Below are 25,669 nucleotides of genomic sequence, written 5' to 3' on the forward strand. Positions count from 1 at the left end.
ACATGTAACCAAATACAAAAAAGGCAAAACCCGTGTTTTTCATACGAAAGACACGGGTTTCGCTTGCACGCCAACCGACCAACCGAGGCCATGCCCTGCCGTCAGATCTTGTCGAACAGGCTCAACTGGGAAATCTTGGCGAACGACAGCTGCGCCGCCTGCAACATGGTCTGCTGCAGGGTCAACTGGATACTGGCCGTGGCGTAGTCGGTGTCGGCAATCGAGGAGATGGTCGACTGATTGGCCAGGGTCATGCTCGAGTTCTCGGTCAGCTGGATATCCAGCGCGTTACCCCGCGCACCGATCGAACCGCGAGTGATGTCGATCTGCTGGCTGGCCTGGTCAAGATTGCCCAACGCCGAGGCGATGGCGTTCTTCAGATCGAGCGACGACTGCGCATCGGTGATCGGCACTTGCAGCGCCTGGCGCAGGCCGCTGATGGTATTGAGCACGTTCTGCGTCTGGTGCGAGCTGGCGCCTACCGAGAACTGGTCACCGGCAGCCGGCGTGCCACTGATTTCGAATGTCACCCCGGCCGCGGTGATCGAGGTGCCGGTCAGCGTGCCGGTGGTGATCGGCTTGCTCGAATCGGTCATCGGCGCGGCATACAGCGCGTAGTCGGTGGCGCTGGTGAACTTGATCACCGCGCCGCCATCGGGGAACGCCGCGGCATAGTCGCCGGCATTGCTCACCACACCCGACGTCACCTGCGCCGTGGAGGGGTTGCTCGGCGTACGGTTGACGGTGACGGTGTCCGGCTTGCTGGCCAGGCTGAATTCATGCCCGGCGATCAGCGTGTCGGCATCGGCGGCATCATCGGTGTCCTGGAGCGTGACATTGACCTCGAACTCCACGCCGCGCAGGCTGATGGTGGTGCCGTTGTCGTCCTTCGGGTCGATGGTGCCGTTGGTGCTGGTTTCAGCGGTCACGTCGTTGCCGGCGGCATCGGTGACGGTGAATTCGGTGCTGCTTAGGAACGTCAGGGTGTAGGGCTCACCGGAGGTGAACTTGCTGTTGTAGCTGTTCGACGAGGTCATCTGCCCCGCCGACACGGTGATGCGGTCGTCGTTCACGGCAGGCGCGGTCAGCGTGGCCTGGGTGCGGCTGATGTTGGTGGCCGACTCGAAGATGCTGAAACCGGTGTCGTTGAGCGCCAGCGACAGGGTATCGGAGACCTGCAGGCTCAGCTGGGTCTGGTCACCCTGGTAGGAATAGGTACCATCGCTGTTGCGCACGTAAGGCTGGGTCGAGCTCTTGCTGCCGGCGAAGATGTAGTTGCCGTTGGCATCCTTGGTATTGAGCATGCCGTAGATGCTTTCCTCGATCTCACCGAGCTCGTTGGCGATGGAGGTGCGGTCAGCGTCGCTCATGCCGCCGTTGCCGGCCGACAGGGTCAGTTCGCGGGCGCGCTGCAGGGCATCGGTGATGCTCGAGAGAATCGACTCTTCGGAGGTCAGCGAACTGGTGATGGTCGACATGTTGTTGCTGTACTGGGTCAGCATGGCGCTCTGCTGCTGCAGCTTGAGCACCTTGGCCGCACCGACCGGATCGTCCGAAGCGGTCTGCAGGCGGGTTCCCGAGGAGATCTGCTCCTGGGTCTTGGCCGTGTCGGCAAAGTTCTTGGCGTAGCTGTTGGAGCTGTTGGCGAAGTACTGGCCGGTGGAAATGCGCATGATCGACGCCTCCCTTACAAGCTGTTGATCAGGGTGGAGAAGGTTTCCTGCGCAGCTTTGATGATCTGCGAGGAGGCGGTGTAGTACTGCTGGAATTTCACCAGGTCGGCGGCCTCTTCATCGAGGCTCACTCCCGCCAGCGAGTCACGGCTGTCAGTGGCGGACTTGAGCACGGTGGTGGTTGCCGTGGCGTCCAGCGACGCCTGCGAAGCCATGGCACCGACGCCTTCGACCAGGGTCGCGTAGCTGCTGCCCATGCTCATGCCGGTGTTGTTGCCGTTGACGCCGACGGTATTGGCCGTTTGCAGGGCCAGCACGCTCTGCGCGTTGCGGTTGTCGTTGCTGCCGTCGCTGTTGAAGGCCACGGTGAAGCTGTCGCCGCTGGACGGCGCGCCGGAGAAGGTCAGGCCGAAGCTATAGCTCATCGCCACGCCGTTGCCGTCGAGAATCGGGTTGCCGCTGTCGTCGAGCATCGGCACATCGATGCTCAACGCATTGTCCTGGCCAGGCACGATCGAGCCGGTACCGATGCTGGTGCCCTGGGCGTTATACACAGTGTAGGTCTGGGTACCGTTGCTGGCGGCGCCGAACACCAGCTTGACCGGCATACCGTTCTCGATGGCCGATTGCATCTGCGACAAGTCGGTGCCGCCGTAGATGTCCAGCTCGGTGTTCAGCGTCGGCTGAGTGATCGCGCCGGTGCCGGTATTGCTGGTGGCCGCCGTGCCGCTCAGGGCACCGGAGAAGGCCAGCTTGTTGGCGTCGGTCATGACGGTGCCGATGTTGCTCGCACCGGTGCGCGTCGGGATGACGTTGAAGCTGTCGCCGGCGCTCAGGGCGCCGCCGTTCAGCGACAGGGTGAAACCGTCGATCTCCGGCGCCGGGTCATCGGTGAGGTCGAAGCTGCCCATGCTGGTACCGTCGGAACGGGTGACGGTGTACGCGGTGCCGCTGGTGAACTTGACTTGGTAGTTGTAGGTGGTCAGTGCGCTGGAATCGCTGATGGCGACATCCAGGTTGCCTGAACCTGCGCTATTGCTCGCCGAGGCCAGGCTGCGCTGGCTCATGGCCGAAGCGCTGTTGACGCTGGCGAACAGTTGCGAACCGAAGTCGCCATTGAGGTCCAGGCCCTGGCCCAACTGGCTGTTGATGGTGTCGCTGACCACGATGGCCAGGCGACCCAGTTCGTTCATCGCCGGGTTCAGCACATCCTTGCGGTAACGTAGCAGGCCGCCGATCTCGCCACCTGTGGCCACCGAAGTCACGTCTGTGGAGAAGTTCTGGAACTGCAAGGTCAGGCTGTACTGACCTGGGTCGTTGGCACTGCCCTGGGCCGTCAGCTTGTTGGCGGTATTGCCGGTCACCAGCGGCTGGCCGGTGCCCAGGTACACGTCATAGTTGCCGTCGCGCTGCTGCACAGTCACGCCGACCAGCTCATTGAGCTGCCGCACGGCTTCGTCGCGGGCGTCGAGCAGGCTGTTGGGCGACGAGCCATTGGCCGACAGGGCGACGATCTGCTGGTTCAGCGAGGCGATCGAGCTGGTCAGCGAGTTGACCTGACCCGACAGGGTGGTCAGCTGGCTGTTGATGCTCTCGTTCTGCTGATTCATCTGCGAGGCGATGGTGTTGAACCGGTTGCTCAGGGTCGAAGCCGAGGTCAGGAACAATTGCCGCGCAGCGGTATCGTTGGGGGTCGAAGCCGCCGTCTGCAAGGCGGTATAGAAGCTTGCCAACACCGCGGTGATCCCGGTGCTGCTGTCGGACAGCAACGAGTCCAGCGAGGAAATCTGGGTCGAATAGGTGGTCGCTTCGCTATTGAGCGCGGTGCTCGAGCCGACCTGGCTCTGCAGGTAAGCGCTGTAGATCCGGCGCACTTCCGATACGGTGGTACCACTGCCCACGTAACCTGCACCGCCGATGCTCTGCAAGGCCCCCGCCGCCTGGGTCGTCTGTTGGCGCGAATAGCCGGAGGTCGCCACATTGGTGATGTTGTTACTCGTGGTCGCCAGCGCGCTTTGCGTGGCCGACAGCCCGGAAAGCCCAATAGAGATCAGATTCGACATGCTTCAAGCCTTATAGAGTCGTTTGTGTGCCGTTGGCTGCGTAGGTCTGGTACTTGTCGAGCTGCCGGACGATCGCCGAGATCTTCCGCGCATAGTTCGGGTCGGTGGCGTAACCGGCCTCTTGCAGCTCAGCGGCAAACTGTTCTGGGTTATCGGCCGACTTGACCACTTCTTGATAGCGATCGTTGTTCAACAACAGGTTGGCGAGGTCGTGGAAACTGTCGGCGTACGAGTCGTAGGCACGGAATGCCGCCGACTCCTTGACCATCTGGCCATCGCGGAACTCGCTGGTGAGCGCCCTCGCCTGCTCGCCCTTCCAACTACCGGTCGCCTTGATGTTGAACAGGTTGTGGCTGCTGCTGCCATCGCTCTGGCGCAGGATCGACCGACCCCAGCCGGTTTCCAGGGCGGCCTGGGCGACCAGGACCTTGGGCTCCACGCCAATGCGCTGAGCCGCTTCCTGGGCCATCGGCAGCATGGTGGCGACGAACTCGTCGGCATTGGCGAAAGCACTCTTGCCCGGCGCCAGCGGCACCTGAACCACACTGCGTTGGCCACCGGCCAATAGTCCGGCATAGGTCGGCGACTGAGTCCAGTCGCCGTATTCGCCTGCAGCCCCCACCGCGGTGGCGGCGTGGTCGGCGCCACGGCGCAATGTGTTGGCGGGGGCAGCCGGGCTGGCGCCTGGCACGATACCGGCGAGCAGGCGGTCGGCGAGCTTGCTCGGCAACGACAAGCGACGCTGGTTGAGCGCGGCGACGTCGTTGTGCGGGGCACTGGCCACCTGGTGGTCCGCTGCGGCATTGTGCACAGCGCCCAAGGCACCACTGGTGCCGGCATCGCGGTTGAACGGGTTGCCGCCTGGACGCTGGCTCGAGGCGGTCTTGGACAGCTGGCGCATCAGCACGTCCTGCAGGCCGATGCCGCCGCCCTCGCGGGACAGGCTGACCGCCAACTGCTGGTCGTACATCTCTTGATACTGCTTGGTCGTCTCGGTGTTGAGCGGGTTGTCCTTGGCCAGCACGTTGTTGGCCGCGCGCATGGACTTGAGCATCTCGCTGACGAACAGCGACTCGAACTCTTGGGCGACCTTGCGCAGGTTCGCTTCGCTGTCCTTGTCACCGACCTTCAACGCATTCAGGCGATTGAGGTCGGTGTAGGCGCCAGTGTCGACGGTCTTCATCTGCGCAGGCCTCAGATCACGATCAGGTCGGCTTGCAGCGCACCAGCCTGCTTGAGCGCTTCGAGGATCGCCATCAAGTCACTGGGCGCCGCCCCCACCTGGTTCACCGCCCGAACGATCTCATCCAAGGTAGTGCCCGGGCCGAACTTGAACATCGGCTTGGCCTCCTGCTGGGCGTTGACCCGCGAGCGCGGCACCACGGCGGTCTGACCGTTGGAGAACGGACCGGGCTGACTGACGATCGGGTCTTCGGTGATGGTCACCGTGAGGCTGCCGTGGGTCACCGCCGCCGGCGAGACCTTGACGTTCTGGCCGATGACGATGGTACCGGTGCGCGAGTTGATGATGACCTTGGCCACGGCCTGGCCCGGGTCGATCTCCAGGTTCTCGAGGATCGACAAGTAGTCGACCCGCTGGCTCGGATCCATCGGCGCAGTAACCCGCACCGAACCGCCATCTATGGCCTGGGCGACGCCAGGGCCGAGCATGTCGTTGACCTTGTCGACGATGTGCTTGGCAGTGGTGAAATCGGGACGGTTGAGGTTCAGGGTCAGGCTGTTGCCCTGGTTGAACCCGCTCGGCACCGCCCGCTCGACGGTCGCGCCGCCTGGAATGCGGCCAGCCGACGGCACGTTGACGGTAATCCGCGAGCCGTCCTTGCCTTCGGCGTCGAAGCCACCGACCACCAGGTTGCCCTGGGCGATGGCGTAGACATTACCGTCGATACCTTTGAGCGGCGTCATCAACAAGCTGCCGCCGCGCAGGCTCTTGGAGTTACCGATAGACGACACGGTGATGTCGATGACCTGGCCCGGCTTGGCGAACGCCGGCAGATCGGCATGGATCGACACCGCGGCGACGTTCTTCAGCTGCACGGTGCCGGTGTTGCTCGGCACCTTGATGCCGAACTGCGCCAGCATGTTGTTGAAGGTCTGCAGGGTGAACGGCGTCTGGGTGGTCTGGTCACCCGTGCCATTGAGGCCGACCACCAGGCCATAGCCGATCAACTGGTTGGTGCGCACGCCCGAGATGCTGGCGATGTCCTTGAGGCGCTCGGCATGAGCACCGAAGGAGGCGAACAGCAGCGCCGTCAGCACCAGTAGCGGTTTGAACTTGAACATGTCGATTCGCACTCAGAAGGGCCAGTACGGGCTCATGAAGAACCGATCGAGCCAACCTGGCTGGCTGGCGTCGGCGAACGAGCCGGTTCCCGAATAGGTGATGCGCGCATCGGCCACGCGGGTGGACGACACGGTATTGTCCGTGGCGATGTCGTCGGCGCGGATCAGGCCGGCAATGCGCACCAACTCTTCACCGGTGTTGAGCGTCATCCATTTCTCGCCGCGCACCGCGAGGATGCCGTTGGGCAGGACCTCGGCGACGGTCACGGTGACCGAACCGGTCAGGCTGTTGCCCTGGGCCGCCTTGGCATCGCCCTTGGTGTCACGCGTACCGCTGTAGCCCGCATCCAGGCTCAGGGAACCACCACCGAACGGGCTATCGGTCTTCACCCCCCCACCGAACAGCGAGCTCAGGCCGAGGCTGGTGTTGCTGTCCTTGGCCAACGAGGAGTTGGCGCTCTTGCTCGCCGCCATCTTCTCGTTGAGGGTGATGGTGATGATGTCGCCGACGCGGAACGCCTTGCGGTCGCTATACAGGTTCTGGTCGAAACCGGCCTGGTAGATCGACCCGTTGTTGGCCGCCGCCGGCAACGGCGTACGCGGCAGCACCGGCGCATAGTATGGATCGTTGGGCTTGGCCGGCGGGGCCATGCAACCGGCCAGCAGGCACGCGCCACCTACGGCGAAAACGACGGACAAACGATTCATGCTCATGACCTCACGGTGCTACGGGTACTTCAGGATGTCGGCTGATTCGAATTACAGGTTCTGGGTAACGAATTGCAGCATCTGGTCGGCGGTCGAGATCACCTTGGAGTTCATCTCGTAGGCACGCTGAGTGGTGATCATGTTCACCAGCTCTTCCACCGTGCTGACGTTGGAGTTCTCCAGGGTGTTCTGCAGGGTGGTACCGAAACCGTTAAGGCCAGGCGTGCCGACGTTCGGCGCACCGCTGGAGGCGGTTTCCAGGAACAGGTTGTTACCGATGGCCTGCAAGCCGGCCGGGTTGATGAAGTCGGCGGTCTGCAGGTTGCCGATCACCTGGTTGGCGGCATTGCCAGCGGTGGTGATCGACACGGTGCCGTCGGTGCCGACAGTGAAGGTCTGGGCATCGGCCGGAACGACGATGGCCGGCTCCAGCGCCAGACCGTTGGCGGTCACCAGCTGACCATCGGAGTCGAGGTGGAAGGTGCCGTCACGGGTATAGGAGATGGTGCCGTCCGGCTGCATGATCTGGAAGAAGCCGCGACCGTTGATGGCCATGTCCAGCGGCTGGTCGGTGGTCTGCAGGCTGCCGGCGGTGAAGTTCTTCTGGGTGCCGACGATGCGCACACCAGTACCGACCTGCAGACCGGTGGGCAGCTCGCTGTCTTGGGTCGACTGAGCACCGGGTTGGCGCTTGATCTGGTACAGCAGGTCCTGAAACTCGGCGCGGTCCTTCTTGAAACCGGTCGTCGAGACGTTGGCCAGGTTGTTGGAAATGGTCGTCAGGTTGGTGTCCTGAGCGGCGAGGCCGGTCTTGCTGACCCAGAGAGCCGGAAGCATGTGTATTCTCCTTTCGCGACGGCGTGCGCGCCGTCAGTCTCGAACAGTTAGGTGGGCCGGGCGTCAGCTGAGCTGCATCACCCGCGCCATCGATTCGTCGTTTTCCTTGGCGGCGGTCATCATCTTGATCTGCAGCTCGAACTGCCGGGACAGCGCCATGATCGAAGTCATCTCATCGACGGCGTTGACGTTGCTGCCCTCGAGAAAACCGGAAACCACCTTCACCGAGGCATCAGCCACCAGGGGCTGACCGCTACTGCTGTGAATCAGGCCATCGGTGCCCTTGCTCAGGGTGGCGAGGTCTGGCTTGACCAGCTTGATCCGGTCCACCTCGGCCATCACCGACGGGCTTTCGCCCAGCGAGCGGATGCTGATGGTGCCGTCGGAGCCGACCTCGACATGCTCTTCCGGCGGAATGGCGATCGGCCCGCCATTGCCCAGCACGGCCATGCCGTTACCGGTGCGCAGCACGCCCAGGGCGTCGATGTTGAGGCTGCCGGTGCGGGTGTAGGCCTCACTGCCGTCGGGAGCCTGGACCGCGATCCAGCCATCGCCGTCGACCGCGACATCGAGCTCACGCCCGGTTTCGATCAACGGGCCATGGTCGAAGTCAGTGGCTGGCCGCTCGGTCATGGCGAAAGCGCGCGAGGGCAAGGTTTCACCGAAGACCGGCATCGAGCGAGCCTGTTCCAGGTCGCGCTGAAAGCCGTTGGTGGAAACGTTAGCCAAGTTGTTGGCATGGGCCTTTTGCGCCAAGGCATTCTGGCTGGCGCCGGTCATGGCCACGTACAGCATCTTGTCCACTTCAATTCTCCCTCGACGGACTTTCGCCGCCACTGACATGCTGATGAGGTGTTAGCAAGTCTCGGGCCAACAACCTCGACAGCGCGCCCGCTCAATGTTTACGGGCCTCGGACGCCATCCATCATCGCGCGAACGGGCTCACGCGACGGCAAATCGGCGGTTGTTTGCCGGTAGGCGGCAACGTGTTGACGCTCGAAAAAACGCCGCCTGGCGCTCAGCGGCAGGCGGCGTTGCGGAAGGGGCCGGCAAAGCGAATGAACGCCTTGCCGGGGTCGACCTGAGTGCAGATGAACACGCCGGCCTCGATGCTCTGGTACTTGTACCAGGGCGCGGGCGCCGCCAGGGCCGCCAGGGGCAGCCCGAACAGCAACGCCCGCGCCAGCCTGAGGAGCGTTTTCATCAGGTCATCTGGATGATGGTCTGCATCAGGGTGCTCTCGGTGGAGATGGTCTTGGCGTTGGCCTGGTAGTTGCTCTGCGCCTTGATCAGGTTGACCAGCTCCGAGGTCAGGTCGACGTTGGAGTCCTCCAGCGCACCTGCGGTCAGATCACCCATGACACCGGTGTTAGGCGCGCCGATTACCGGCACACCCGACGCGTACGACTCTTTCCAGCCGGTGGCGCCAACCGGGGTCAGGCCCTGGAGGTTGGCGAAGTTGGCCAATGCGACCTGACCGATGACTTTCGACTGACCATTGCTGTAGGTACCGAACAGGTTGCCATCGGCATCGATCGACAGCGATGCCAGGTTGCCCGGGGCATAGCCATCCTGAGACTTGGCGGTCACTGCAGAAGTGTTGTTGAACTGGCTGGTGGCCGACATATCGATGGTCAAGCCACCGGTGGCTGCCGAAGCACCGTTGCTGGCCATCACGCCCGCAGCGTTCTTGGCGGCAGGCACCCAGTTGGTCAGCGTCAGGTTACCCAGGCTGTCGACCGTGAAATCGGTGCTGTCGGAGGCGGTCAAGACACCCGAAGAGTTGAAGGTCAGGTCGGCGGTGTACGGCGTAGTGGAGGCTGGGTTGGCCGGATTCACACCATCGACGGTGACGTACATGGTCCAGGTATTCTGGTCGGTCTTGACGAAGTACTGGCTCAGGCTATGGGCGTTGCCCTGGCTGTCGTAGATGTCGGTGCTGAAGGTGTAGTTGTAGGTATCGGTGTCGGTGGCGTCGAACGGCGTCTCGGTCGGCACTGTGGCCGACGAGTTGAGGTTCAGGGTTTCGCTCAGGCTGGTGCTGGCCTTGGGCGCGACGGCGGCGGTGCTGACCTTGAGATCGGTGAGAATGCCTTCGACGACCTTGCCATCGGCGTTGACACCATAACCCTGCAGTCGGTTGCCGCTGGCATCGACGATATTGCCATCCTTGTCGGTACCAAAGGCACCGGCGCGGGTGTAGGTGGTCGAGCCATTGTTGCTGGTGATGAACATGCCGTTGCCGTTGATGGCAAGGTCCAGGCTCGCACCGGTAGTGCTGACGTTGCCCTGGGTGAACTGCTGGGAGATCGCCTGGGTGGCCACGCCGCTGCCCACGGTGTAACGGCCGCCACCGAGGAACAGGGAGTTGGCGTACAGGTCACCGAACTCGGCGCGGGCCGATTTGAAACCGGTGGTGCCGACGTTGGCGATGTTGTTGCCGGTGGCATCCAGGCTGGTGCTGGCTGCATTGAGGCCGCTGAGGCCGATATTGAACGACATTGCTTGACTCCTGTGCCGATGCCCGGCTTACGATCCGATGGTTTTGACGTCCGAAAGCGCGATGCTCTCGCCATTCGCCAGGTTGAGCGTGTACGAACCTGCGGTGCTGCCAACGGTGACGCTGTTGACCACCGACGGCAGATAGGTAGTCTGCGCGACCTCCTCACCCTCCACGGTGGCCGTGGCCTTGATGGTGTAGGTCCCGGCTTCAACCGCCAGGCCATCGTTGTCGGTGCCATCCCAGGTGAAGTTGGCCGTCCCGGCACTCTGGGCGCCCAGGTCGATGTTCTTGACGATGTTGCCGTCGGCGTCGTAGACGTTGACGGTCAGGTCGGTCGTGGAACTGGCGACATCCACCTGGCCGCTGAAGCCGACACCCGCCGCGACGGTGGCACTATCGCCTTCAGCGATGACAGTACGCCCCACCAGCGACGAGGCCTGCAGAGCCTGGGTCGAGGTGTAGTTGCCGAGCAACGTGTCGACGGTGTCATTGAGGGTCTGCATCGACTCAAGGCTACTGAATTGCGCCAGCTGGGCGACGAACTCGGAGTTGTCCTGCGGGTCGAGGGGGTTCTGGTTCTGCAACTGGGTTACCAGCAACTGCAGGAAAGTATCCTTACCCAGGGTGTCGGTACCACTGGTCTTGGCGTTATCGCTGGCCAGGGCATATTGCGAGTAGATCGCAGAAGCGCTGGTAGCGTCATTCGTGGTGGTCATCGGCTATCCCTCTCACTGACCCAACGTCAGCACTTTCTGCATCATGGTCTTGGCGGTGTTCATGATGTCGGCGTTGGTCTGGAATGCACGACTGGCGGAGATCATGTCGGCCATCTCCTCGACCACGTTGACGTTCGGGTAGTACACGTAACCGTCCTTGTTGGCGGCAGGATTGCTCGGCTCGTAGCGCGCCTCGAGGTTGCTCTGGTCCTCGATGATGCCCTTGACTTGGACGCCCTGCCCGGCCTCGCCCTGATCCTCGAACAACGACTGGCTGCTGCCGGCCATGGCGTTCTGGAAGGTCGTGGCGAATACCGGATGGCGTGCGCGGTAAGTCTGGTCGATGCTCGACGAGACGGTCTCGGCGTTGGCGATGTTGGAGGCAACGGTGTTGAGGCGGGTGTTCTGCGCACTCATGCCGCTACCGGCAATGTTGAAGACACTGGCAAGGGACATGGTCACTCTCCACGCAGGGCCGAAACCAGCCCTTTGAATTTACTGTTGAGCAAGGTGAAGCTGGCCTGGAAACCGATGGCGTTCTCGGTGTAGTTCGATTGCTCGATCTGCGCATCCACGGTGTTCTGGTCGATCGACGGCTGGGTCGGCGTGCGGTACTGCAGGGTATCGTCGGCCATGGCTAGCCCTTCGGCCTCGATGTGCTTGCTGTTGGTCCGATCGAGGGCGAAACGGCCACCCTGCTGCTGCTTTTCGCTTTCGGCGGCGAGCACCGCCGAAAAGTCCATGTCACGCGCCTTGTAGTTGGGCGTGTCGGCGTTGGCAATGTTGTTGGCCAGCACTTCGGCACGTTGGGCGCGGAAGCTCAGCGCCTTCTCGTGAATGCCTAGTGCCTTGTCGAAACTGATGCTCATGTCGGGGAAACCTTCAAAGGTTGACCAGAGTGTCGTTGAGCAAGCTTTAGCAAGGCTTGTGCCAAACAGCTGGAAGCCTTTGAATGCAAGGCCTCAGGGAATTCATGGGACGCGCCGCTGCCAGAAAAGCGGCAAAGTGCTTCCGCCAGAGGAAGCGAAAGCGGCAATTGCCGGGCGGCAAAAGCGGCAAAACAAAAAATTGACGTCAGAGGGATGAGGGGGCTGCAGCGTGTTTGACGGGAGGGATGTTGCGGCATTGAGATCGAGCGCCGCCCGCGCGGCGCATCGATATCCGCCCCCCTAAAAATCCCAAGCCGAACTACGGCGCTCGAACACCGGCTCACTTAGCCTGGTAAATGATCCCCGGGCTGCACTGCACCATCTGGTAATGATCGGGCAACCCGTTCAGCGCCTCCGAAGCCCCGAGGAACAGGTATCCACCTGGCTTCAAGGTGCTGTGGATGCGCATCAGGATGTCCTTCTTCACCTGAGCCGAGAAGTAGATCAACACATTGCGACAGAACACGATGTCGAACTTACCCAGGCTCGCATAGCTATCGAGCAGGTTGAACGAACGAAACTCGACGCGACTGCGAATTGCCGGTTTGACCGCCCAGCGCCCCGGACCCTTGGCGTCGAAGTAACGCTGCAGGCGCTCCTGGGACAGGCCACGGGCAATGGCCAGGCTGTCGTACTCGCCGGTCTTGCAGTTGTTGAGCATGGATCCTGAAAGATCGGTGGCGACGATCTGCGCCCCCATTTTCAACTGCCCCAGGTTGCTGCGCTCGAATTCGTCGATGGCCATCGAGATCGAATACGGCTCCTGCCCAGACGAGCAGGCCGCCGACCACATGCGCAGGCGCTGGCCCGGGTTGTTCTTGATGAACTCGGGAATGACCTTGTTCTTGAGCACTTCGAACGGATAGGTATCGCGAAACCACAGCGTTTCATTGGTGGTCATGGCATCGACCACCAGCTCACGCAACCCGCCGCGCGGCTGCGTCTGGATGCGCTGCACCAGCTCCCCCAGGCTTTTGATGCCCTGCTGCTCCATCAGCTTGTTGAGACGGCTGGAGACCAGGTACTGCTTATTCTCGCCCAGCAGGATGCCACAGGCTTTCTCCAGGAATACCCGGAACTGTTCAAAATCCAAATTACCCGTAGACAATGCTGCCGCCTCTATTCAATCACTGGTGCCGGGGCTACCCCCGGCGGTTTCAATGGGTGGCTTTGATCCGGTCGACCACACGCTGGGCCAGGTCGTCCGGTTTGAACTTGGCCAGGAAATCATCGGCACCGACCTTCTTGACCATCGCCTGGTTGAATACCCCCGAAAGCGAAGTATGCAGGACGATGTGCAGCTTTTGCATGCGCGGATCGCTACGGATCTCAGCGGTCAATGTATAGCCGTCCATCTCCGGCATCTCGATATCCGAGATCATCATCAGGAACTCTTCTTCGGGACGCTTGCCCTCGTCCACCAGCTTGCGCAGGTAATCCAGCGCCTGGCGACCATCGTTCAGCGCCACCACCTCCACCCCCACTGTCTGCAGGCAGCGGGTGACCTGCTTGCGTGCCACCGACGAATCGTCGACGGTCAGCACCCGCAGCAGCACGGCCTTGTCCTGCACCTCGGCATCCACCACCCCGGCGGACACCGACTCGGACGACGGCGACACCTCGGCGAGCACTTTTTCCACGTCGATGATCTCGACCATGCGGTTGTCCACCCGGGTCACGGCCGTCAGATAGTGGTCACGGCCAGTCCCCTTGGGTGGCGGGTGAATCTCCTCCCAGTTCATGTTGACGATGCGCTCGACCGAATGCACCAGGAAGCCCTGGGTCTTGGTGTTGTACTCGGTGATGATCACGAAGCTGTTGCGGGTTTCTTCCTGCAATCCCGGCAACCCAGTCGCCATCGACAGATCCAGGATCGGTATGGTCGCCCCGCGAATGTTGGCCACCCCGCGCACCACCCGGTGGGATTTGGGCATCACGGTCAGCTCGGGGCACTGCAGCACCTCCCTGACCTTGAATACGTTGATGCCGTAGAGCTGCTCGCCGTTGAGGCGAAATAGCAACAGCTCCAGGCGATTCTGCCCCACCAGTTGCGTGCGCTGGTTGACCGAATCCATAACACCAGCCATGCCAGACTCCTCTGTTGAATCAGCCCGTTTTTTTAAAGCCATCTACTACCGAGTCGGCACGGGCTTTGCTTTTTTGAGCGTCATGTACACGAAAACGACATTTTCCCGACGATTGACGCGCGTGCTGTGCAGCTCGCTGGCCACCCTTTGTCTGCTGGCCTGCGCCGGCCGCACGCTGGCGAGCGCGTTCACCTTGCCTGAACAGCTTATCGGTGTCACCCAGGGGTTTCTTGAATTCACCGTCGAAGATTATCTGGCCACTACCCAGACCGAGGGGCGCTACGAGATCGAGGTCAACCCGCTGGATCCGCGCTTGCGCATGCCGGCGTGCAGTCGGCAGCTCGATGCCTCGCTGGAAAGCAGCGGAACGCCGATTGGCCGGGTGACGGTACGGGTACGCTGCGACAGCAGCGCGCCCTGGACGGTATTCGTTCCCGCCACCGTACGGCTGTTTCGCGACGTGGTGGTGGTGACCCGGCCGCTGAAGCGGGAAAACGTCGTCGGCGAAGGCGACGTCGCCCTGCGCGAGCGTGACGTCGGCACCCTGACCCAAGGGTACCTGACGGCGCTCGACCAGGTGCTGGGCATGAAGATGTTGCGCCCGACCGTGATCGACCAGGTCCTCACCCCGCAACACTTGGAACAGGCCGAGGTGGTGCGCAAGGGCGATCATGTCGTGATCGTCGCTCACAGCGGCAGCCTTAGCGTGCGTATGCCCGGCGAGGCGCTGAGCAAAGGCGGCCTGAGCGAGCAGATCCGGGTGCGCAACCTTAATTCCAAACGCGTGATCAAGGCCCGGGTTACCGGACCCGGCCAGGTCGAGGTGGCCATGTAGAGAAGGCTGGCGGCGGGGAACCGCTTTTCCTAAACTGTGTCGATACCTGGGTACGCGCGCCGACTGACAGGCGGCTTTACATTTGCCCCTAAAGTTTCTTTCGGATTGGCCGAAAACAAGGCAAGCGTCCCAATACCCAGAGGTTTTCTCATCATGGTCATCGACATCAGTCGTTTGAATAATTCTCCGTCCATCACGGGCGGCGTGCGCGGTTCCAGCGCCTCCGGCAACGCCGAAAAGACCGGCGAAACCGTCGAGGCCAACAAAACCGCCAGCACCAGCGGAGAATCCGTACACCTGAGCCAAGAGGCCCAGCAGTTGCAGCAGGTCACCGACAAGCTGCGCGATCAGCCGGTCGTCAACAGCGCCCGCGTGGCGGAGTTGAAGCAGGCGATCGCCGACGGCAGCTACAAGGTCGACGCCGACCGGGTCGCCAGCAAGCTGCTTGATTTCGAAGCCCAGCGCTGACCTCAGGGCGCGCTGGCTTCACGGACGCTAGAACCAAGAGTTAGCCATGCACGACATTACGCTGCTGCAATTGATCGACAATGACATTGCGCCCACCCAGGAACTGCTCGACCTCCTGAACCAGGAGTCGGTTGCCCTGCATGGCCGTAACATGGTGCTGCTGGAGCAGATCCTGGCGCGCAAGCAGTCATTGATCATTCTGCTCGAACAGCACGGGCGGCAGCGCCGGCAGTTGCTCACCAGCCTCGGTCTCAGCGCCGACCATGCCGGGGTCGAGGCTGTCGCAGCCCAGTCGACCAACGGCCCGGCGATCCTGCAACAGCTTGAAACCCTGAGCCAACTGATCGATGCCTGCCAAAAGGTCAACGTAACCAACGGCAACATCATTCAGGTTCAACAACGCTCCACGGCCAACCAGATCCGTATCCTCATGGGTGGCGATGCGCCGTCGCTCTACGACAGCCGTGGTGCCACTTCCCTGCTGGCCAAGCCCCGGGCGCTCAGCCAGGTGTGATTTTCCCTATTCAAGACACGGAACATACTGGCAAAATGCCGTTACTTGCGTGTGTCGCTTTTGCCTGGAGATTGATTACCCGTGTTCAATGAAACCGATGCCCCGCAGCCGCCAAAGGTGCTTACCACTCCTTTGGAGATCGTGGCCAACCTGCGCCAGTTGATGGATAGCCATGATCCGCTGATCATCACCTTCCCTGAGCGCAGCCAGCGGTTCCAGAGCTACGTGGTGCACGTCGATCGCGACAGTAACTGTCTGGCGCTGGACGAACTGATCCCTCGCGACGGCGAAAAATTCATCGAGAACGGCGAGCCCTTCCGTGTCGAAGGCTTCCATGATGGCGTGCGCATCGCCTGGGATTGCCACAGCGAGTTGAAGATCACCGAAATCGACGGCCATCGCTGCTACCGCGGCGGGCTCCCTGAAGAAATGACCTATCACCAGCGCCGCAACGCTTTTCGTGCGGCCCTGAAGCTGTCGCAACTGCTCGACATCATCCTCGACGGTGCCCACCTCAAGGGCAATGGCGCGCTACGCGGTAAACTGCTGGACATCTCCGCCACCGGCTGCAAGTTGCGTTTCGACGGCAATGTCGAAGAGCGCCTGCAACTGGGCCAGGTGTACGAACGCTTCAAGGCCGGCAACCCGCTGGGCCTGACCGATATCATGGTCGAGCTGCGCCACCTGCACTTCGAAGAGCGTATCAACACGACCTTCGCCGGCGTGCGCTTCCACAACCTCAATGGCCAGGCCCAACGCCGGATCGAAAGCCTGGTGTACCAGCTGCAGCGAGAAGCGCGGCGGTTCGACAAGGACGACTACTGATCACCTCGTACAAACCGCAACGCCACCCGATCGGGTGGCGTTTTCGTTTACGCTGAACTGCCCTGTCTCATACCGATTTGCCGACCCCCTCCTCCGCCTGCGTCTCGGTCGGCTCGGCCTGCTCCTCGGCCTCGGTGTCTTCCGCCGCTACCGGCGACTGCATCACATCTTGCACGGTCTGCTCATCGACCCGCGGGTCGAGGGCCGCCGAGAGCGGCGAGCCGGCCGCCGGCATGGCAACGTGGCCCAGCGGCGCATCGTCCACCTGGTGCAGGCCGGTGACAGCCTTAGGCCGAATCCGCCACACCAGAACCAGGGCGAAAAACACGAAGAAAGCGTACAGCATCTGCGCCCCCAGGTACTTCATCAGTACCCCGGCCGCCAGCGGCCCGATGCACGCCCCGACCCCATAGGTCACCAGCAGCATGGCCGTCAGCGAAACGCGCCGCTCGCTTTCCACATGGTCATTGGAAAACGCCACCGCCAAGGGATACAGGCAGAACTGCAGCAGCGAAATGACGAAGCCGATGCCGAACAACAACGCCATCGGTACGCTGGGCAACATCGCCAAAGGCGCCGAAGCCACCGCCAACCCCACCGCCACGCCGCGAATCAGCACCGCCCGGTCATAACGGTCGGACAGCCAGCCCAGTGGCCACTGCACCACCAGCCCGGCAAGAATGCAGCTACCCATGAACAGACCGACCTGCTCGGTCGGCAACCCCTGGCTGGAGGCATACAGCGGCGCCAGGCCATAGAACGAGCCGACGATCAGCCCCGACCCCAGCACCGTGCTCAAGGACTGCGGCACACGCTTGATGAAGAACTTCGGCTCCATCGGTGCCGGGCGCAAAGGGGCCGGGTGAATGCGCCGGGTCATCGCCACCGGCACCAGGCACAAGGCGAAACACATGGCGACCAGCATCAGCAGTTCCGGGCCCAACTGTGGATGCACCACCAGGATCAATTGGCCCAGCACCAGTCCCAGGTAGGAGGCGATCATGTAGCCGCTGAACACCGCGCCACGGTGCTTGGCGTCAGCCTGTTCGTTGAGCCAGCTTTCCAGGACCATGTACTGGCACATCATGCCCAGGCCGACGATCATCCGCAGCCCGACCCAGGCCGGCAGCCAACTGGTCAGCCCATGGCCGAGCACCGCAGCACCGACGATGCCGGCGCACGTGGCATAGGCGCGGATATGTCCGACCCGGCCAATCAAGCGGTGACCCACCTTCCCTCCCACCGCCAGGCCGAAATAGTTGGCCGCCATCAATGCACCGACCCACAGGCTGTCGACGTTCTCAGCGGCCAGGCGCAGCGCCAGGTAGGTACTCAACAGACCCGAGCCGATCAGCATCATCAGGGCGGCAAAATACAGCGAGCGAAAAGACTTCCAGATGTTTCGCATACGTCCCTTGAGGCTCCCGGGTCAGGTGGCGAATGGGTTGCAGCCAAGCATAAAAGCAAATCACCGACGACGCAGGCCTTGAACGGCAAAATAACCACACGAGGGCGCGTCCAGTAGCGGTTGTGTCGCGATCAGGCCTGAGCCGCCGGGTTTGTCTGGGCCGGCCTATTCCCGCAACGTCATCCCATTGGCAGGCAACGGCAACGCGGTCTTGTAGCGCACCTGCTTCAAGGCGAAGCTCGAGCGAATATTGGCCACGCCCGGCAGTCGCGTCAGGTAATCGAGAAACCGCTCCAGGGCCTGGATGCTCGGCAACAGTACCCGCAGCAGGTAATCCGGATCACCGGTCATCAGGTAGCACTCCATCACCTCTGGCCGTTCGGCGATCTCCTCCTCGAAGCGATGCAACGACTGCTCGACCTGCTTTTCCAAGCTGACATGAATGAACACATTCACATCCAGCCCCAACACTTCCGGCGACAACAATGTCACCTGTTGGCGGATCACACCGAGCTCTTCCATGGCCTTGACCCGGTTGAAGCAGGGAGTCGGCGACAGGTTGACCGAACGCGCCAGCTCGGCGTTGGTGATGCGCGCGTTTTCCTGAAGGCTGTTGAGGATGCCGATATCGGTACGGTCGAGCTTACGCATGAGACAAATTCACCGGTTTCTTCTGGTTATGAGGAATGTTTATCTGCGCTCGCGAGCAAAGGCAACCAACATGAGAGAAAAATTCTTCCGCCGTCCCTCTAAGATGTAATCAACGCTGACCTGCCAGTCACGAGCCGGCAGCCAGCAGCGACCGTTTCAAAGCTCACAAAAACAACATTCGAGCGAGCGTAAACAGCATGAACGAGTACGCCCCCCTGCGTTTGCATGTGCCCGAGCCTACAGGCCGGCCAGGCTGCCAGACCGATTTCTCCTACCTGCGTCTGAACGACGCCGGTCAAGTGCGCAAACCTCCCATCGACGTCGATGCCGCCGACACCGCCGATCTGTCCAACAGCCTGATCCGCGTGCTCGACGAACAGGGCAACGCCCTGGGCCCATGGGCCGAGGACATCGACCCGCAGGTGCTCCGTCAGGGCATGCGCGCCATGCTCAAGACGCGAATCTTCGACAGTCGCATGGTGGTCGCGCAACGTCAGAAGAAGATGTCCTTCTACATGCAAAGCCTCGGCGAGGAAGCCATCGGCAGCGCCCAGGCCCTGGCACTCAACCGCACCGACATGTGCTTTCCCACCTATCGCCAGCAAAGCATCCTGATGGCCCGCGACGTGTCGTTGGTGGACATGATCTGCCAGCTGTTGTCCAACGAACGCGACCCTCTCAAGGGCCGCCAATTGCCGATCATGTATTCGGTACGCGAAGCCGGCTTCTTCACCATCAGCGGAAACCTCGCGACCCAGTTCGTCCAGGCGGTCGGCTGGGCCATGGCCTCGGCGATCAAGGGCGATACCAAGATCGCTTCGGCCTGGATCGGCGATGGCGCCACCGCCGAATCCGATTTCCACACCGCCCTGACCTTCGCCCATGTCTACCGTGCACCGGTGATCCTCAACGTGGTCAACAACCAGTGGGCGATCTCCACCTTCCAGGCCATCGCCGGGGGTGAAGCCACCACGTTCGCCGGTCGCGGGGTGGGCTGCGGCATCGCTTCGCTGCGGGTCGACGGCAACGACTTCGTCGCCGTCTACGCCGCCTCCCGCTGGGCCGCCGAACGCGCCCGTCGGGGCCTGGGGCCAAGTCTGATCGAATGGGTCACCTACCGTGCCGGGCCGCACTCGACGTCCGACGACCCGTCCAAATACCGCCCCGCCGATGACTGGAGCCACTTCCCACTGGGCGATCCGATCGCCCGCCTGAAGCAGCACCTGATCAACATCGGGCACTGGTCCGAGGAAGAGCATCAAGCCACCTCCGCCGAGCTCGAAGCCGCCGTGGTCGCAGCGCAGAAGGAAGCCGAGCAATACGGCACCCTTGCCAACGGCCATATCCCCAGCGCCGCCTCGATGTTCGAGGACGTGTACAAGGACATGCCTGACCACCTGCGCCGTCAGCGCCAGGAACTGGGGGTTTGAGATGAACGACCACACCAACAGCATCGATCCGGAAACCGCCATGGCCACCACCACCATGACCATGATCCAGGCCCTGCGCTCGGCCATGGATATCATGCTTGAGCGCGACGACAACGTGGTGATCTACGGCCAGGACGTCGGCTATTTCGGCGGCGTGTTCCGCTGCACCGAAGGCTTGCAGAACAAGTACGGCAAATCGCGGGTGTTCGACGCGCCGATTTCCGAAAGCGGTATCGTCGGCACGGCCGTGGGCATGGGCGCCTATGGTTTGCGCCCGGTCGTGGAAATCCAGTTTGCCGACTACTTCTACCCTGCCTCCGATCAGATCGTCTCGGAGTTGGCACGCCTGCGCTACCGCTCTGCCGGCGAGTTCATCGCCCCACTGACCCTGCGCATGCCCTGCGGCGGCGGCATCTATGGCGGTCAGACCCACAGCCAGAGCCCCGAGGCGATGTTCACCCAGGTCTGCGGCCTGCGCACGGTGATGCCGTCCAACCCGTATGACGCCAAAGGCCTGTTGATTGCCTCGATCGAGTGCGACGATCCGGTGATCTTCCTCGAGCCCAAGCGCCTGTACAACGGCCCCTTCGACGGCCACCACGAACGTCCCGTGACGCCTTGGGCCAAGCATCCGCAAAGCGCGGTACCCGATGGCTACTACACGGTGCCGCTGGACAAGGCGGCGATCACTCGGCCAGGTAACGATGTCACCGTGCTGACCTACGGCACCACGGTCTATGTCGCCCAGGTAGCCGCCGAGGAAAGCGGCGTCGACGCCGAAGTCATCGACCTGCGCAGCCTGTGGCCGCTGGACCTGGAGACCATTGTCGACTCGGTACGCAAGACCGGTCGCTGCGTGGTGGTCCACGAAGCCACCCGCACCTGCGGTTTCGGCGCCGAACTGGTGGCATTGGTCCAAGAGCACTGCTTCCACCATCTCGAGGCACCGATCGAACGCGTCACCGGTTGGGACACGCCCTATCCGCACGCCCAGGAATGGGCTTACTTCCCAGGGCCGTCGCGGGTCGGCGCGGCATTGAAACGGGTCATGGAGGTCTGAATGGGCACACACGTCATCAAGATGCCGGACATTGGCGAAGGCATCGCGCAGGTCGAACTGGTGGAATGGTTCGTCAAGGTCGGCGACCTCATCGCCGAGGATCAGGTGGTGGCCGATGTCATGACCGACAAGGCCACCGTGGAAATTCCCTCACCGGTCAGCGGCAAGGTGCTGGCCTTGGGTGGCCAGCCCGGGGAAGTGATGGCCGTGGGCAGCGAGCTGATCCGCATCGAGGTCGAAGGCAGCGGCAACCACGTCGACATCCCCCAGACCAAGCCCGTCGAGGCCGCTCCTCCCAGTGAAGCGGCCAAGCCGCAAGCACAACCAACGCAACCTCAGCCGGCGGCCTACCAAGCGCCTGCCGAGACTGTCGCCGCGCCGATCGTACCGCGCCAGCCGGGCGACAAACCGCTGGCATCGCCGGCCGTGCGCAAGCGCGCGCTGGATGCCGGTATCGAGTTGCGCTATGTGCATGGCAGCGGACCGGCCGGGCGGATCCTGCACGAAGACCTCGACGCCTTCATGAGCAAGCCGCAGAGCACTGCCGGGCAAGCTCCTGGTGGCTACGCCAAGCGTACCGACAGCGAGCAGGTGCCGGTCATCGGCCTGCGCCGCAAGATTGCCCAGCGCATGCAGGACGCCAAGCGCCGGGTCGCGCATTTCAGCTACGTCGAGGAGATCGACGTCACCGCCCTCGAAGCCCTGCGCCAGCAACTCAATGCCAAGCACGGCGACAGCCGCGGCAAACTGACCCTGTTGCCGTTCCTGGTGCGTGCGCTGGTGGTCGCCCTGCGCGACTTCCCGCAGATCAACGCCACCTATGACGACGAAGCCCAGGTCATCACCCGCCACGGCGCAGTACACGTTGGCATCGCCACCCAGGGCGACAACGGTCTGATGGTGCCGGTGTTGCGCCATGCCGAGGCCGCCAGTCTATGGGCCAACGCCAGCGAAATCTCGCGCCTGGCCACAGCGGCGCGCACCAACAAAGCCAGCCGCGAGGAGCTGTCCGGCTCGACCATCACCCTGACCAGCCTCGGCGCCCTGGGCGGCATCGTCAGCACGCCGGTGGTCAATACGCCAGAAGTGGCGATCGTCGGGGTCAATCGCATCGTCGAGCGGCCCATGGTGATCGACGGCCAGATCGTCGTGCGCAAGATGATGAACCTGTCCAGCTCGTTCGACCACCGGGTGGTCGATGGCATGGATGCCGCCTTGTTCATCCAGGCCGTACGCGGTCTGCTCGAACAACCCGCCTGCCTGTTCGTGGAGTGACCATGCAACCGATCATCGACACTACCCTGCTGATCATCGGTGGCGGCCCTGGCGGCTACGTGGCCGCCATCCGCGCCGGGCAATTGGGTATCCCCACGGTGCTGGTCGAGGGCCAGGCCCTCGGCGGTACCTGCCTGAACATCGGCTGCATACCTTCCAAGGCGCTGATCCATGTGGCCGAGCAGTTCCATCAGGCGACTCGGCAGGCCGGCCAGTCGCCCCTGGGCATCAGCGTCACCTCACCGCGCCTGGATATCGGGCAGAGCGTGGCCTGGAAAGACGGCATCGTCGACCGCCTGACCACTGGCGTCGCGGCGCTGTTGAAAAAGCATGGCGTCAAGGTGATGCACGGCTGGGCAAAAATCCTCGACGGCAAACATGTCGAGGTCGACGGCCAGCGCATCCAGTGCGAGCACCTGCTGTTGGCCACCGGCTCGAACAGCGTCGAGCTGCCAATGCTGCCCTTTGGCGAAGCGGTGATTTCGTCCACCGAAGCGTTGGCCCCGACAACCCTACCCGACCACCTGGTGGTGGTCGGCGGTGGTTATATCGGCCTGGAGCTGGGCATCGCCTACCGCAAGCTTGGCGCGCAGGTCAGTGTGGTCGAAGCGCGCGAGCGCATCCTGCCGACCTACGACAGCGAACTCACAGCGCCAGTGGCCGAATCGCTGAAGAAGTTGGGCATTGCGCTGCATCTGGGGCATAGCGTCGAGGGCTACGCCGACGGCTGCCTGCTGGCCCGCGACGGTCAAGGCGGACAATTGCGCCTGGAGGCCGATCGGGTGCTGGTGGCCGTGGGCCGCCGTCCCCGCACCCAAGGCTACAACCTCGAATGCCTTGACCTGAAGATGAACGGCACGGCAATCGCCATCGACGCACGCTGCCAGACCAGCATGCACAATGTCTGGGCCATCGGCGATGTCGCCGGCGAGCCGATGCTGGCCCATCGCGCCATGGCTCAAGGTGAGATGGTCGCCGAGATCATCGCCGGCAAGGCTCGCCGCTTCGAGCCCAGCGCGATCGCTGCAGTGTGCTTCACCGACCCCGAGGTGGTGGTGGTCGGCACCACGCCCGAACAGGCCAGCCAACAGGGTCTGGACTGCCTCGTCGCGCAGTTCCCGTTCGCCGCCAATGGACGGGCCATGAGCCTGGAGGCCAAGAGCGGCTTCGTACGGGTGGTGGCGCGCCGTGACAACCACCTCATCGTCGGCTGGCAGGCGGTCGGGGTGGCGGTCTCGGAACTGTCCACGGCGTTTGCCCAGTCTCTGGAAATGGGCGCGCGCCTGGAGGACATCGCCGGCACCATCCACGCCCATCCCACCTTGGGCGAAGCTGTACAGGAAGCGGCGCTGCGCGCATTGGGGCATGCATTGCATATCTGAACCGCGCCACTGGCAACGGCTATTGCCCGCGAAGGGTCAGCGCAATAGCCGATCGCCGTTGGCTTGGCGCACATCCTGCGGCGCCCCGCCATGTATGCAGGCCTGGGACGCAACCGATTGCGGCGCTTGCGCGTCGGCGTCTTCGATCAGCAGTCATCGGCGTGCTGCAGCCGACTGGACTGGCCCCACAGCATTCCGAGTACTGCTGGAGCAAGCCCTTGCAGGCCATCTACCGAATTGCCGGACTGAGTGGATTGCAGTGGGTATTCTGTGCCGCGATGATCGTAGTCATTGGCTACGTGCGCGTGCAGGGAGGCGGAGGCTGAAAGAAGAAGCGTGGCGTCCCAGGCAGGATTTGAACCTGCAACCTTCCCCTTAGGAGGGGGATGCTCTATCCAATTGAGCTACTGAGACATTTTGTCGGCATGTGAAACCGAGCGAGAGGACGGCGAGCATCTTAACCAGCGCGATGCCGTTTGTCATGCCTCGATGAACGGCAAGCGATTTTTCCGCTGGCAACACCGGCCTCTTCGCAGCCAGATCGCCCCCCAAGAATCATCTCGGTCATCGCTGCGACCTCAGGTCGGTATCACCTCTTCCCTGCGCAGCAAATCCATCAGCGCCTCGACGGCCGTCTCCAGCGAATCGGAGTTATCCAACCGATACACATCAGCATCCACCGCGCCCTGCAGCGAGGCCCCACGCGCTAAACGCTGCGCCACCTGAGCCGGGGTTTCGCGCCCACGGGCGAGCAGGCGCTGATGCAAGATCTCTGGTCGTACCTCGAGACGAATTGCCAGCAAATGTGGATAGCGCTGCCGCGCTTGGGTGAGGTAGGCGCGCGAACCATTCACCAGCACCGGATGCCCTTGTTCAAGCCATCGATCCACCTGTACCGGTATCCCGTAATCCAGGCCATTGGCCCGCCAATGCATAGCAAACGCGCCGGCCGCCAGCATCGCCTCGAATTCCTCGTAGGTCACGCCCTGAGCAGCTTCGCCCTTGGCTTCGGCGGAACGCGTGATGACTCGACGAGCGATTTTCACACCGGCGTCGATCAACCGTGGCCGGGCGGCGTCCATCAAAGAATCCTTGCCCGAACCGGAAGGCCCCATCAGGAAAATCAGGCGTGCTGAATGAAAACAGCTATCGCTTGCGTCATGTTGCATAGCCACTATGCTCTAAGGAGGTGAAGGAGCGCATTTTAGGGATTTTCCGGACCCTTTGCTGCGTTTTACCCGGTGTTGACGGCAATCGGCTGACGGTATGGCGCGCCGTTCAGTGTAAAACTAAGTAAAAGTTTTCAAACCAGTACGCATTTCTGATAATTGGTACTGGCAAAAAGCCTCCACCGAGATCACTATTAGTCACAGAATTGACGCCAATGAAACGGCAAAAATGGCAAAATGAAGCGCCTATTTTTCATATCGGTTGAACATTTTGTCGTCGTCACGGTCGTACTTCCATCCCGTGCGGCCAATTTGAGAACCGCTTCCCCCTGAACCAGATATCCGGTCAATTTATATGCGCCCAATGAAACAGGCTATTTATTCGAGCCGCACTGCTGACAAGTTCGTCGTCCGCCTGCCAGACGGAATGCGTGAGCGCATTGCCGAGGTAGCGCGCAACCATCACCGCAGCATGAACTCCGAGATCATCGCGCGCCTGGAACAGAGCCTCATCCAGGAAGGTGCGTTGGGCGACGAGCTGAGCATGCGCCTGGACAGCCCAGAGCTGTCCTTGCATGAACGCGAGTTGCTGCAGCGCTTCCGCCAACTCTCCCACCGCCAGCAGAATGCCCTGGTCGCCCTCATCGCGCACGATGTGGAAATGGCCGCAGACGCCTCCTGAGGTTTTCAGCCAGCAAACAAAAAGCCAGCGCAAGCTGGCTTTTTTATGGTTCTTCACGGGTTGTCGGGGAGTTGGCTTGGCGGCTTGGCGGCTTGGCATTTAGATCGTGAGCTGATCCATTGTTTGTAGCGGCGCTACTGGCCCCTTCCG

At 62.3% G+C, this 25,669-nt stretch carries 26 protein-coding genes and 1 tRNA gene; 9 read left to right on the forward strand and 18 right to left on the reverse strand.

The annotated features are described in order from the left end of the window. Nucleotides 1–101: 101 nt before the first annotated feature. From KY379_RS21320 to KY379_RS21385, 14 genes are all read right to left on the reverse strand, one after another. Entirely contained in the window at nt 102–1,673 is a 1,572-nt protein-coding gene (locus KY379_RS21320; protein ID WP_261241339.1) for a flagellar hook-associated protein 3, read from the reverse strand. Nucleotides 1,674–1,687: 14 nt separating this feature from the next. Beyond that, nucleotides 1,688–3,736, reverse strand: coding sequence for a flagellar hook-associated protein FlgK (gene flgK / locus KY379_RS21325; protein WP_196171802.1), 2,049 nt, complete (start codon nt 3,734–3,736; stop codon nt 1,688–1,690). Between the two features lie 10 nt (nt 3,737–3,746). Beyond that, nucleotides 3,747–4,919, reverse strand: coding sequence for a flagellar assembly peptidoglycan hydrolase FlgJ (flgJ, locus tag KY379_RS21330; protein ID WP_261241340.1), 1,173 nt, complete (start codon nt 4,917–4,919; stop codon nt 3,747–3,749). 11 nt (nt 4,920–4,930) lie between these two features. Then, on the reverse strand, nt 4,931–6,040 hold the full coding sequence (locus tag KY379_RS21335) for a flagellar basal body P-ring protein FlgI (RefSeq protein WP_196171804.1): 1,110 nt from the start codon (nt 6,038–6,040) through the stop codon (nt 4,931–4,933). A 12-nt stretch (nt 6,041–6,052) separates the two neighbouring features. After that, nucleotides 6,053–6,748 (reverse strand): flagellar basal body L-ring protein FlgH, encoded by a 696-nt coding sequence (gene flgH / locus KY379_RS21340; RefSeq protein WP_133328299.1) that lies wholly within the window; start codon nt 6,746–6,748, stop codon nt 6,053–6,055. A gap of 51 nt (nt 6,749–6,799) precedes the next feature. Further along, nucleotides 6,800–7,585 carry a flagellar basal-body rod protein FlgG gene (gene flgG / locus KY379_RS21345; protein ID WP_133328297.1) on the reverse strand — a complete coding sequence of 262 codons (786 nt, stop codon included), beginning with the start codon at nt 7,583–7,585 and terminating at the stop codon, nt 6,800–6,802. Between the two features lie 63 nt (nt 7,586–7,648). Beyond that, a complete protein-coding gene (gene flgF, locus KY379_RS21350; RefSeq protein WP_196171805.1) occupies nt 7,649–8,389 on the reverse strand; it encodes a flagellar basal-body rod protein FlgF in 741 nt (246 codons plus the stop codon). Between the two features lie 214 nt (nt 8,390–8,603). Next, nucleotides 8,604–8,789, reverse strand: coding sequence for a hypothetical protein (locus tag KY379_RS21355; RefSeq protein WP_261241344.1), 186 nt, complete (start codon nt 8,787–8,789; stop codon nt 8,604–8,606). After that, a complete protein-coding gene (gene flgE, locus KY379_RS21360; RefSeq protein ID WP_261241345.1) occupies nt 8,789–10,087 on the reverse strand; it encodes a flagellar hook protein FlgE in 1,299 nt (432 codons plus the stop codon). The genes KY379_RS21355 and flgE overlap by 1 nt, the downstream gene beginning before the upstream one ends. A gap of 27 nt (nt 10,088–10,114) precedes the next feature. Beyond that, nucleotides 10,115–10,804, reverse strand: a complete 690-nt coding sequence (locus KY379_RS21365) for a flagellar hook assembly protein FlgD (protein ID WP_261241346.1) — start codon at nt 10,802–10,804, stop codon at nt 10,115–10,117. Nucleotides 10,805–10,816: 12 nt separating this feature from the next. Next, nucleotides 10,817–11,260, reverse strand: coding sequence for a flagellar basal body rod protein FlgC (gene flgC, locus KY379_RS21370; RefSeq protein ID WP_133328287.1), 444 nt, complete (start codon nt 11,258–11,260; stop codon nt 10,817–10,819). Between the two features lie 2 nt (nt 11,261–11,262). Next, nucleotides 11,263–11,673, reverse strand: a complete 411-nt coding sequence (flgB, locus tag KY379_RS21375) for a flagellar basal body rod protein FlgB (RefSeq protein ID WP_133328285.1) — start codon at nt 11,671–11,673, stop codon at nt 11,263–11,265. A 340-nt stretch (nt 11,674–12,013) separates the two neighbouring features. After that, nucleotides 12,014–12,841 (reverse strand): protein-glutamate O-methyltransferase CheR, encoded by an 828-nt coding sequence (cheR, locus tag KY379_RS21380; RefSeq protein WP_261241347.1) that lies wholly within the window; start codon nt 12,839–12,841, stop codon nt 12,014–12,016. A gap of 49 nt (nt 12,842–12,890) precedes the next feature. Next, nucleotides 12,891–13,820: a chemotaxis protein CheV gene (locus KY379_RS21385; RefSeq protein ID WP_133328281.1), complete on the reverse strand. Its 930-nt coding sequence runs from the start codon at nt 13,818–13,820 to the stop codon at nt 12,891–12,893. Between the two features lie 82 nt (nt 13,821–13,902). Between KY379_RS21385 and flgA the strand changes: the two genes are divergently transcribed. The 4 genes from flgA to KY379_RS21405 all read left to right on the forward strand — a co-directional run bounded on the left by flgA (nt 13,903) and on the right by KY379_RS21405 (nt 16,462). After that, nucleotides 13,903–14,655, forward strand: coding sequence for a flagellar basal body P-ring formation chaperone FlgA (gene flgA / locus KY379_RS21390; protein WP_133328279.1), 753 nt, complete (start codon nt 13,903–13,905; stop codon nt 14,653–14,655). Between the two features lie 153 nt (nt 14,656–14,808). Then, the gene (gene flgM, locus KY379_RS21395) at nt 14,809–15,123 is read left to right on the forward strand and encodes a flagellar biosynthesis anti-sigma factor FlgM (protein WP_133328277.1); all 315 of its coding nucleotides are present in this window, start codon (nt 14,809–14,811) and stop codon (nt 15,121–15,123) included. Between the two features lie 46 nt (nt 15,124–15,169). Beyond that, entirely contained in the window at nt 15,170–15,637 is a 468-nt protein-coding gene (locus KY379_RS21400; RefSeq protein WP_133328274.1) for a flagella synthesis protein FlgN, read from the forward strand. A gap of 81 nt (nt 15,638–15,718) precedes the next feature. After that, complete coding sequence (locus KY379_RS21405; protein ID WP_133328272.1) at nt 15,719–16,462, forward strand: flagellar brake protein; 744 nt, start codon at nt 15,719–15,721, stop codon at nt 16,460–16,462. A gap of 67 nt (nt 16,463–16,529) precedes the next feature. Here the strand turns inward: KY379_RS21405 and KY379_RS21410 are convergent, their stop codons facing one another. Next, a complete protein-coding gene (locus tag KY379_RS21410) occupies nt 16,530–17,870 on the reverse strand; it encodes an MFS transporter (protein ID WP_196171810.1) in 1,341 nt (446 codons plus the stop codon). A 165-nt stretch (nt 17,871–18,035) separates the two neighbouring features. After that, a complete protein-coding gene (gene bkdR, locus KY379_RS21415) occupies nt 18,036–18,521 on the reverse strand; it encodes a Bkd operon transcriptional regulator BkdR (protein WP_054891915.1) in 486 nt (161 codons plus the stop codon). A 197-nt stretch (nt 18,522–18,718) separates the two neighbouring features. Here bkdR and KY379_RS21420 point away from each other — a divergent pair, with 197 nt between their 5' ends. From KY379_RS21420 to lpdA, 4 genes are read left to right on the forward strand one after another with little or no spacing between them, the layout of a single operon-like run. Then, a complete protein-coding gene (locus KY379_RS21420; RefSeq protein ID WP_133328268.1) occupies nt 18,719–19,951 on the forward strand; it encodes a 3-methyl-2-oxobutanoate dehydrogenase (2-methylpropanoyl-transferring) subunit alpha in 1,233 nt (410 codons plus the stop codon). 1 nt (nt 19,952) lies between these two features. Then, on the forward strand, nt 19,953–21,011 hold the full coding sequence (locus KY379_RS21425) for an alpha-ketoacid dehydrogenase subunit beta (RefSeq protein ID WP_133328266.1): 1,059 nt from the start codon (nt 19,953–19,955) through the stop codon (nt 21,009–21,011). After that, nucleotides 21,012–22,286 (forward strand): dihydrolipoamide acetyltransferase family protein, encoded by a 1,275-nt coding sequence (locus KY379_RS21430; protein WP_261241352.1) that lies wholly within the window; start codon nt 21,012–21,014, stop codon nt 22,284–22,286. It abuts the gene before it with no gap. A gap of 2 nt (nt 22,287–22,288) precedes the next feature. Continuing rightward, on the forward strand, nt 22,289–23,668 hold the full coding sequence (lpdA, locus tag KY379_RS21435; protein ID WP_261241353.1) for a dihydrolipoyl dehydrogenase: 1,380 nt from the start codon (nt 22,289–22,291) through the stop codon (nt 23,666–23,668). 337 nt (nt 23,669–24,005) lie between these two features. Here the strand turns inward: lpdA and KY379_RS21440 are convergent. Continuing rightward, nucleotides 24,006–24,082 (reverse strand) — tRNA-Arg (locus KY379_RS21440). A gap of 164 nt (nt 24,083–24,246) precedes the next feature. Further along, on the reverse strand, nt 24,247–24,837 hold the full coding sequence (gene phnN / locus KY379_RS21445; protein WP_196171816.1) for a phosphonate metabolism protein/1,5-bisphosphokinase (PRPP-forming) PhnN: 591 nt from the start codon (nt 24,835–24,837) through the stop codon (nt 24,247–24,249). Nucleotides 24,838–25,192: 355 nt separating this feature from the next. On the opposite strand from phnN, the gene KY379_RS21450 reads away from it, so the two are divergent. Continuing rightward, nucleotides 25,193–25,519 carry an Arc family DNA-binding protein gene (locus KY379_RS21450; protein WP_003254499.1) on the forward strand — a complete coding sequence of 109 codons (327 nt, stop codon included), beginning with the start codon at nt 25,193–25,195 and terminating at the stop codon, nt 25,517–25,519. Nucleotides 25,520–25,669 lie beyond the last annotated feature (150 nt).

This window comes from Pseudomonas sp. HD6422 (assembly GCF_025377065.1).
In the GTDB taxonomy this organism is placed as follows: Bacteria; Pseudomonadota; Gammaproteobacteria; order Pseudomonadales; family Pseudomonadaceae; genus Aquipseudomonas; species Aquipseudomonas putida_U.